At 67.0% G+C, this 9,321-nt stretch carries 8 protein-coding genes and 1 pseudogene; all 9 read right to left on the bottom strand.

All coding sequences use genetic code 11. The annotated features are described in order from the left end of the window. Nucleotides 1-514, bottom strand: a pseudogene (locus Q8M13_RS12620) (tRNA (N6-isopentenyl adenosine(37)-C2)-methylthiotransferase MiaB); the annotation flags it as partial. Between the two features lie 137 nt (nucleotides 515-651). Beyond that, nucleotides 652-1,062, bottom strand: coding sequence for a Fur family transcriptional regulator (locus tag Q8M13_RS12615; protein ID WP_305300299.1), 411 nt, complete (start codon nucleotides 1,060-1,062; stop codon nucleotides 652-654). 41 nt (nucleotides 1,063-1,103) lie between these two features. Next, entirely contained in the window at nucleotides 1,104-1,559 is a 456-nt protein-coding gene (rimI, locus tag Q8M13_RS12610) for a ribosomal protein S18-alanine N-acetyltransferase (protein WP_305300298.1), read from the bottom strand. Further along, a complete protein-coding gene (tsaB, locus tag Q8M13_RS12605) occupies nucleotides 1,556-2,191 on the bottom strand; it encodes a tRNA (adenosine(37)-N6)-threonylcarbamoyltransferase complex dimerization subunit type 1 TsaB (protein ID WP_305300303.1) in 636 nt (211 codons plus the stop codon). The genes rimI and tsaB overlap by 4 nt, the downstream gene beginning before the upstream one ends. A 49-nt stretch (nucleotides 2,192-2,240) precedes the next feature. After that, nucleotides 2,241-2,813: a NifU family protein gene (locus tag Q8M13_RS12600; protein ID WP_305300297.1), complete on the bottom strand. Its 573-nt coding sequence runs from the start codon at nucleotides 2,811-2,813 to the stop codon at nucleotides 2,241-2,243. A 49-nt stretch (nucleotides 2,814-2,862) separates the two neighbouring features. Beyond that, nucleotides 2,863-3,336, bottom strand: a complete 474-nt coding sequence (locus Q8M13_RS12595; RefSeq protein WP_305300296.1) for a universal stress protein — start codon at nucleotides 3,334-3,336, stop codon at nucleotides 2,863-2,865. Nucleotides 3,337-3,509: 173 nt separating this feature from the next. Further along, nucleotides 3,510-4,544 carry a tryptophan--tRNA ligase gene (gene trpS, locus Q8M13_RS12590; protein ID WP_305300295.1) on the bottom strand — a complete coding sequence of 345 codons (1,035 nt, stop codon included), beginning with the start codon at nucleotides 4,542-4,544 and terminating at the stop codon, nucleotides 3,510-3,512. Nucleotides 4,545-4,691: 147 nt separating this feature from the next. After that, nucleotides 4,692-6,317, bottom strand: coding sequence for a murein biosynthesis integral membrane protein MurJ (gene murJ / locus Q8M13_RS12585; protein WP_305300294.1), 1,626 nt, complete (start codon nucleotides 6,315-6,317; stop codon nucleotides 4,692-4,694). Nucleotides 6,318-6,375: 58 nt separating this feature from the next. Further along, nucleotides 6,376-9,198 (bottom strand): [protein-PII] uridylyltransferase, encoded by a 2,823-nt coding sequence (locus Q8M13_RS12580; RefSeq protein WP_305300293.1) that lies wholly within the window; start codon nucleotides 9,196-9,198, stop codon nucleotides 6,376-6,378. Nucleotides 9,199-9,321 lie beyond the last annotated feature (123 nt).

The following is a 9,321-nucleotide window of genomic DNA, read 5'->3' as shown; positions in this document are numbered from 1 at the left end:
CGCAGAAGGTGCAGAACTTGTCGCAGCCCTCCTGCACGGTGAGGAAGGCGGTGACGCCGGTCGGGTTGCGTTCCACTGGCAGGGCGTCGAATTTCTCGTCGGCGGCGAAGTCGGCCGCCAGCCGCTCACCGCGCTTTCGATGCGTGCGTGCGATCAGTTCGGGCAGTTGGTGATAGGCCTGCGGCCCGACGACCAGATCCACCGCCTGCTGGCGGATCATGATCTGCTCGCCCTCAGCCTGGGCCACGCAGCCGGCGACCACGACCGTCATCGACGCGCCGGCCTCGGCGCGGGCCTGCTTCATCTGCTTGATGTAGCCAAGCTCGGAATAGACCTTTTCGGTGGCCTTTTCCCGGATATGGCAGGTGTTCAGCACCACCAGATCGGCACCCTCAGGCTCGTCCGTCATCCCATAGCCCAGCGGCGCAAGGACGTCGGCCATGCGCTCGCTGTCATAGACGTTCATCTGACAGCCGTACGTCTTGATGTAGAGGCGCTTGGTTGGAGCGGACATGGCCGGGTTTATGGGGCTGTGGATAGGTTGGCGCAAGGCGCACAACAGCGCGCACGCTCGTCGTCACAACGTCGCAACCGAATCCGGAAATCGTCCAAGATCAGCCCAAAACCCCGCCAAGGCGGAGCGCGGCTGCCCTATTGGTCATCAAGGGGCATGCCGTAAAGCTCAAGGCGGTGATCCACCAGCTTGTAGCCGAGCTTGTGGGCGATCGCCTCTTGCAGGGCCTCGATTTCCTCATCCACAAACTCGACGACGCGGCCGGTCTTCATGTCGATCAGGTGATCGTGGTGGACCTCGGTCGCCTCTTCATAGCGCGAACGACCGTCGCGGAAATCATGGCGCGCGATGATGCCGGCCTCTTCGAACAGCCGCACGGTCCGGTAAACCGTGGCGATGGAAATGTGCGGATCGACCTCGTGGGAGCGGCGATAGAGTTCTTCCACATCGGGGTGGTCGTGGGCAGCCGACAACACCCGCGCGATCACGCGGCGTTGCTCGGTCATGCGCATGCCCTTCTCGATGCAGAGATTTTCAATGCGATCCACGAACGGGGCTCCTCGGACTTTCAGACGACCTAAGGATAGGGCTACAGCGCCGCGCGGCCAAGGTCGAGACGCATCACGAGCGCATCGGCCAAACCTTGTGGACCGCGATCATAGTACCCGCGCCGCAATCCCGCACGCGTGAACCCTGCAGTCTCGTAGAGGCCGATGGCCGCGAGATTGTCGTCGGCGACTTCAAGAAACATCGCTTCGGCGCCCGCAATGCGGGCCGCGCCGGCCGCCGCCTCGACCAGGCCGCGCGCCACGCCGCGGCGACGCGCGGCCGGCGACACCGCCAAGGTCAGGATTTCCGCCTCGCCAGCGATGGCCCGGCAAAGGATGAAGGCGACCGGCCCGGCGTCCTCGGCCACCAGGGCGAACGCCCCAGGGCTTCCCATCAGTTCGGCAATCTCCGCGGCCGACCACGGATGGTCAAAAGCCAGGGCGTGGACCTCGGCGAGCGCGCCAACCTCGTCGCCCCGGGCGCCGCGCAGCTTCACGCCTCGAGCGTCTTTCCGCCCGGCAGCTTGGCGTCCGGCGCGCGAAGATAGAGCGGGCGCGGAGGGACCGGCGATCGCAGCGCCGCCAGGCGCGCCACCGCCACCGGGTCGGTGACGTCGGCCTCGATGACCCGAACCCCTGGCCGAAACCCGGCCAGCAGGGCCGCGCCGGTGCCGATCAAGGTGTCGGGCGCGAATTCGGCCACGCGCGCCGCTGCGGTCTCGATCGGCAGGGCGTCCGGCGCACTGACCGGGGCGCCATCGGAGAAGGCCTGCAGATAGACTTGGCCGCGCTTGGCGTCGAGCACGGCGACAACGTTCCCACTCTCAGTGTCAGCCAAGGCTTCCAAGGCGCCGATCCCGACCGCCGGGATGGAAAGCGCGGAAGCCAGGCCCTTGGCGAAGGCCAATCCGACCCGCAAACCGGTGAACGACCCGGGGCCGACGGTGACGCCAATCCGCTCAAGCTTGTCGAAGCCCAGTCCAGCCTCGGCCATGGCCTCCTGGACCAACGGCGCGAGACGTTCCTGATGGCCACGGCTCATCGGCTCGACACGGCGCGCCAAGACCTGCTCGCCGTCCACCACCGCAACCGAGCAGGCGAACAGGCAGGTGTCGATGGCGAGCACGATCATCGCGTGTTCGCCGCTGATATTCGAGAAAACCCCACCCCTGGGGCGCCTAGAGCGTCTGCTCGACGCGCGTCACCTCGGGCACGTAGTGCTTGAGCATGTTCTCGACGCCGGCCTTCAACGTCGCCGACGACGACGGGCAGCCCGAGCAGGCGCCGCGCATATGCAGCCAGACCACCCCGGTGTCGGGCTCGAAGCGATTGAACAGGATATCGCCGCCGTCCTGCGCCACAGCGGGGCGGATGCGGGTGTCCAGTAATTCCTTGATCTCGGCGACCACCTGGGCGGTCTCGCCCTCATAGACCAGATCGTCGTGGCCGCCGGCCTCGCCGCCGCTTTCCTCGAACAGAGGCCGGCCCGACGTGAAGTGATCCATGATCGCCGCCAGGATCGGCGCCTTCAGGTGCGGCCAATCATGATGAGCGTCCTTGCCGACCGTCAGGAAGTCGGCCCCGAAGAACACCCGGGTGACGCCTTCGATATCGAACAGGTCGCTCGCAAGCGGCGAGACCTGAGCCTCTTCCATGGTCCGGAAGTCGCGCGAACCCTCAGCGAGGAGTTCGCGGCCGGGAAGGAACTTCAGAACCTCGGGGTTCGGCGTGACTTCAGTCTGGATGAACATGGATGTGATGTGGCGCTTTGCCGGCCAAATCGCAAGTTTCGCGATGTCGCTAGGCGAGGTCGGCGATCTCTTCATCGGTCAGATCGCCCGGCACGACGGTCACCGGCACCTTGCGACTCCCCCATTTGACCCCGTCCTTGGCGATGGAGGCGACCAACGGGCCGGGGCCCCTGCCCCCGACCGCGGCGGCCAACACCAGGATCTTGATCGACGGATCGGCGGAAATCACCTCGCGCAGGGCCGCGCGGGTGCTGTCGGCGTGCATAATGATGAATTCTGGCGGAGCGCCGGTTTCGGCCACCACATACTCGGCCATTTTCTGCAGGATCGCCTCGGCCTCCTCACGGGCCTGGCGCTCGATCTCGTCGCGCACGCCGCTCCAATGCTCGAACACCGCCGGCTCGATCACCCGCAACAGGGCCACGTGCCCCTGGGTCGAGCGCGCCCGGCGACAGGCGAACCGCAGGGCGGCCTGAAACTCTGGGCTGTCGTCGGCGATAACGAGGAACTTACGTGGGCTCATGGGATGACGGTGAGGTCTGACGGAAGCGAAGGCAACACTGAACCACCATGGTCATCCTCCGGGCTCGCGAAGCGAGATCCGGGGGACCCAATCGGCCTATCGAGTTCTGTAACTCAGCTTGGGTCCCCCGGATCGTCTTTCAGACGACCGGAGGATGACGATTGAACGTGGGTTTAGGCGCCCCAATACCCGACGATCTTGCGGACCTCGGCCAGCGTGGGCGCGGCGGCTTCACGGGCGCGCTCGGCGCCGGCGGCCAGCACCCGGTCGATCTCGGCCGGATCGGCCATCAAACGGCGCATCTCAGCGCCGACCGGGCCAAGCTTTTCGACCGCGAGATCGGCAAGCTTCGGCTTGAAGGCGCCAAAGCCCTGGCCGGCGAACTCGGTCAGCACTTCGGCTGAAGTGCGCCCTTCCAGCGCGGCGTAGATGCCGAGCAGGTTCAGGGCCTCCGGCCGCTCTTTCAGTTCATCGAGCGTCTCGGGCAGCGGCTCAGGGTCGGTCCTGGCCTTGCGGACCTTCTGGGAGATGGCGTCCGCGTCATCCAGCAGGTTGAGCCGCGAATTGTCCGACGGGTCGGACTTGCTCATCTTGGCCGAGCCGTCGCGCAGCGACATCACCCGCGCGCCGGGACCCTGGGTCATGGCGTCGGGCAATGGGAAGAAGCCCGGAACCTCGAAGTCGTGGTTGAACTTGGCCGCCACGTCGCGTGTCAGCTCAAGATGCTGGCGCTGGTCCTCGCCCACCGGAACCTGGGTCGCTTTGTAGAGCAGGATGTCGGCGGCCTGGAGCACCGGATAGGTGTAGAGGCCGACGCTCGAGCGCTCCTTGTGCTTGCCCGACTTCTCCTTGAACTGGGTCATCCGGTCGAGCCAGCCGAGGCGGGCGACGCAGTTGAAGATCCAGGCCAGTTCGGCGTGGGCGGTCACGGCGGACTGCGGGAAGATGGTGGCGACCTTCGGATCAAGGCCGGCGGCCAGATAGGCGGCGGCGATCTCGCGCACCTGGGAAGCCAGCAGCTTCGGGTCCTGCCACACGGTGATCGCGTGCATGTCGGCCACGAAGATGAAGGTCTCCACCTCGTGCTGCAGGCGGGCGAACTTCACCAGCGCGCCGAGATAGTTGCCAAGGTGCAGGGCGCCCGAAGGTTGGACGCCGGACAGCACGCGTTGCGGGCCCGTGTAGGCGGGGGGAGCTTGGTCGGTCATGATGATGTCAGGCTTTTGAAAAGAGGACGTGCAGGCGCGCGTCGGCGCAGCCGGTGGGCGGGATCAGGCGCTGCGCCATCGCCAAGTTTGCGTTCCGTAAGCCATGACCATTGCGAATAAGGCCTTCGCGGAAAAACGGCAAGCCCGTCAGAGGTCCGGCGAGACCGCGACATCGCCCGGACGGCGGCGAAGGGCCGCGCGGATTTCGGTGGGGGTGACACCCCTGAACCCGAGCAGCAGCACGCCATAGGCCAGCACGCCGAGCGCGCTGACCGACAGTACGGCGATCTCCTTGGCCCCCAGGCCGAGGAAGCGCAGGTCATGCAACGGGGCCTCGATGAAGGCTCGGTTGTGGGACGCAAAGGCCATCAGCAGTCCGAACGCCGTGCTGGCCGCAATGATGCGGGCGATCCGGTTCCAGGCCACCTTGGTGGGCGTGTAATCACCTCGCTTGGCGAGCAACAGAGACATCTGCAGGACGTTCAACCAGGCGGCCGCGCTGGTCGCCGCAGCGATGCCTTGGATGCCGATCACCTGGAACAGGGCCAGGCCAAGCACGATGTTCACCACCACCGAGATGATCCCGAAGCGCATCGGCGCGCGGGTGTCGGCGCGGGCGAAGAACGCCGGCTGCAGCACGCGGGTCAGCACGAAGGCCGGGACGCCCCAACCGTATTGCAGCAGGATCTGACCGGTCTGACGCGCGTCCTCCACGGTGAAGGCGCCGCGGGTGAATAGCCCGTCGATCAGGAAGAACGGCATGGCCGCCAGCGCCGCGCCGGCAGGCGCCGTCAGGGCCAGCGAGAAGATGATCGCCTGGTCGGTGGCGGCTTGAGCGTCGGCATGGTCCTTGGCCTGGATGGCGCTGGACAGCCGGGGCAGCAGGGCGACGCTCACCGCCACGCCAATCAGGCCGAGCGGCAGCTGGTATAGACGCGCGGCGACCTCGGTCCAGGCCCGCCCGCCGGGCACCTGGGAGGCCAGGATGCCGGAAATGAAGATGTTGATCTGCACGGCGCTGGCGGCGATCGCCCCGGGGATGGCCAGGGCGATCAGCGCCTTGATCTCAGGACTGAGCTTGGGAAGGCGGAGCATGATCTTCGCCCCGGCCCGCCGAGCGCCCCACCACAGCAGGCCGGCCTGCAGCACGCCGGCTATGGGAATGGCGACAGAGGCGGCGAAGGCGGCCCGGATGGGGTCAGTCTGCGGAATGACCGCAGCCAGCATGACCAGGTTGAGGATGGTCGGGAAAATGCCGGTGACGATGAACCGCCGGTGGGCGTTCAGGACGCCCGAGAGCAGCGCGCCAATCGCCATGCACGGCAGATAGGGCATGCTGATCTGGGTCAGCAGGATCGCCAGCTTGAACTTGGCCGGATCGGAAGCGTAGCCCGGATTGATGACGTACATCAGCCATGGCATGGCCAGCTGGGCGGCGATGGTCAGGCCGATCGTGGCCGCGGCCAGGGTCGCCAGGGCGTCAGAGGCGATGCGGTCGGCCTCCGCCTGCCCGTCCCCGACCAGGGTCTTGGTGTAGGCCGGGATGAAGGCCGAGGAAAACGCGCCCTCGGCGAAGATCCGGCGAAACAGGTTCGGGAAAGCCAGGGCGGTGTAGTAGGCGTCGGCCGCGATGGTGGCGCTGGCCCCGAGCCGGGCGGTGAGCACCAGATCCCGCGCCAGCCCCATGAACCGACTGATGAGCGTCAGGCCCGACAGCACCATGGAGGAGCGGATCAGGCCGCTCTTGGCGGGCGAGGATGCGGATGCGGTCACGCGGTTTGTGTGCGCTGAGCCCTAGGGCAGGGTCAAGAGCGACAAGAGCCCGCGCGCCCTATCGGGCGACGCTCGCTCTGGCCTTCTGCAGATTGGCCCGAGAGCGCGGCGGCGCGGCCTCGGCTTCGTTCAGCGAGGCCATCAGATCAGCCTTCAGCGCCGCCATCCGCTTGGCGTCGGTCAGCTTTCCCCCGTTCGGCTCAGTGACATAGAAGGCGTCGACAGCCCGCTCGCCATAGCCATCGATATGCGCCGACAGAATCGAGAGCCCGGCGTCCGATATATTGTTGGCCAGCGCCGCCAGCAGGCCTGGCCGGTCGCGACCCGACGCCTCCACCACCGTGGAGACTTCCGAGGCGTCGTTGTCGAGCATGACGGTGGGCGTGATCGAGAAGGCCGCGGCGCGACCAAAGTCCGTCACCCGGCGCGGTTCACCCTTGGTCGCCTCGCCCCGCCCAGCCGCTTCGAGGGCCTCGGCCAAACGGCTGAGCGTGCGTGGATTGTCCGCCCCATAGGCGGCGCCGGCGCCGTCCTGGACATAGAATACATCCAGCGCCTCGCCCTGGCCGGAGGTGAACACACGGGCCCCGACCACGTTGGCGCCGGCCGCTGTGATGGCGGTGACCAGATTGACGAACAATCGCTGGCGGTCGGGCGCGGCGACCACCACTTCCGAAGCGTTCAGGCCGCTGCGAATCTGGCCTTGGGCCGCCGCGCCCCCGGCCTGCTCGGCGCGCCGCGCCAGGGCCGCGTGGACAAGGATTTCCTCATCGGAGAACGAGGTGAAATAGGCGTCCTCCATGGTCTGGACCCAATCGACCGTCGTCGGGTCGGCGGCGATCAACCGCACCCGGGCGTCATAGGCCGCGTTCTCGTGATAGCGGCGGATGGCGGCGGCGGCGTCCGAGCCGCGGCCGCCGCGGAACACCGCTTCGGTCGCGCCGTAGAGCTCGCGCATCAGCTGGCCCTTCCAGCCGTTCCAGACCCCCGGCCCGACCGCGCGGATATCGGCGACGGTCAGCACCAGCAGCAGGCGCAGCCGCTCGGGCGTCTCCACGATGCGGGCGAAATCGACCACGGTGCGCGGGTCGGAGATGTCGCGCTTCTGGGCGTAGTCGATCTTCACCAGGTGATGCTCGACCAGCCAGGCCACCATCTCGATGCGCTTGCGGTCCAGGCCCAGGCGCTCGCAGGCCTGGCGGGCGGCGCGGGCGCCGGCCTTTTCCTGCCCGCCGACCCCGCCCTTGCCGGTGTCGTGCAGCAGCATCGCCAGGAACAGCGCCTCGCGGTCGTCGATCAGCGGCATGACCGCGGTCGACAGCGGATGGTCCTCGGCGAAGCGCCCGTTGGCGATGTCGGCGATCACCCCGATGGCCCGTAGGGTGTGCTCGTCCACCGTATAGGAGTGGTACATGTTGAACTGCATCTGAGCGACGATGCGGCCCCACTCGGGCACGAAGCGCCCCAGTACGTCGGCCTCGTTCATCATCGACAGGGTCCGCTGCGGATCGCGGCCGTGAGCGAGGATGTCCAGGAACACCTTGGCCGCCGCCGGGTCCCGCCGCACCTTCGAACCGATCAGGCCCGAACAGCGGCTGGCGGCGGTGAAGGCGTCGGGATGCAGGTCGAGGTCGCGCTGATCGGCCAGCCGAAACAGCCGCAGCATGTTGATCGGATCGGCCTCGAAAATCTCAGGCCCATCGATGTTCAAGCGCCCGCCTTCTTCGTGGAAGCCGGGGTCGAGTTTCTTGCGCTTGGTCTTGCCGTGGCCAGGAATGAGCCGCGAGAGCCCCTTCGGCTCCTGCTTGATCTGCTCGGCCTCGAGCTTGGCGGCGAACACGCGGGTCAGCGCGCCTACCTCCTTGGCGATCAGGAAGTAGCGCCGCATGAAACGCTCGACGGCCGGCGCGTCGCCGCGATCGCCATAGCCCATCCGGCGGGCGATCTCGGGCTGCAGGTCAAAGGTCAGGCGCTCTTCAGGCCGGCCGGTGGCGAAGTGCAGATGGCACCGCACCGCCCACAGGAAATCGAACGCCTTGATGAAGGCCGCGACCTCACGCCGGTTGAACATGTCGAGCTGGACGAAACCGTCCACCTGGCTGACCGGATGCAGATACTGGGCGATCCAGAACAGGGTGTTGAGGTCCCGCAGCCCGCCCTTGCCCTCTTTCACATTGGGCTCGACCATGTAGCGGCTGGCCCCTGCCCGCTCCTGGCGGACATCGCGCTCCTTCAGCTTGGCGGCGACGAACTGGGCGGCGGTGCCCTTCACCACCTCGGCGCGGAAGCGGCGGATCAGTTCGTCGGCCAGTTGCTTGTCGCCGGTGAGCTGACGCGCCTCCAGGATCGAGGTGCGGATAGTGTAGTCTTCGCGCGAAAGCTTGATGCACTCCTCGACCGTGCGCGAGGCGTGGCCAACTTTGAAGCCCAGGTCCCATAGGGCGTAGAGCATGTACTCAATCACGCTCTCGGTGTGGGCGGTCGGCTTGTAGGGGCGCAGGAACAGCAGATCGAGATCGGAGAACGGCGCCAGGGCGCCGCGCCCGTAGCCACCGACCGCCAGCAACGCCAGGCGCTCGCCTTCGGTGGGGTTGCGCGCCCGGAACACGTGGACCGTGGTGAAGTCGTAGAGGGCGGTGACCACCTCGTCGGTGACGCCCGACAGCAGTCGCGCGGTCTCGATGCCGCCAGCACCGTTTTCCAGCCGCTCCTTGGCGATCATCCGGCCACGGAACAGAGCCTGCTTCAGAATTTCCAGCGCGCGGCGGCGTTGCTCGGCCTCGTCGCCGACGGCGTCGAGGGCGGCGGCGGAAAGCTGGGCGCGCAGACGGACCCCGTCGACGACATATTCCAGGCGTGTGGGGCGAAGGCGTGGGGGCATGGCTTGGATATAGTCTCGGCGGCTTCGTCTGCCGAGGGCAAAGAAAAACACAGTTCAATACCTGTCGGTCGCGCACGGCGGCGAAATGACGCGGAATCGATCATCTGCCGGTAGGTCGTCGAG

It is taken from the genome of Phenylobacterium sp. (genome assembly GCF_030681155.1).
GTDB lineage: Bacteria > Pseudomonadota > Alphaproteobacteria > Caulobacterales > Caulobacteraceae > Phenylobacterium.
The sequence above is the reverse complement of the archived record's forward strand: the minus strand, read 5'-3'. Positions and strand labels throughout refer to the sequence as shown.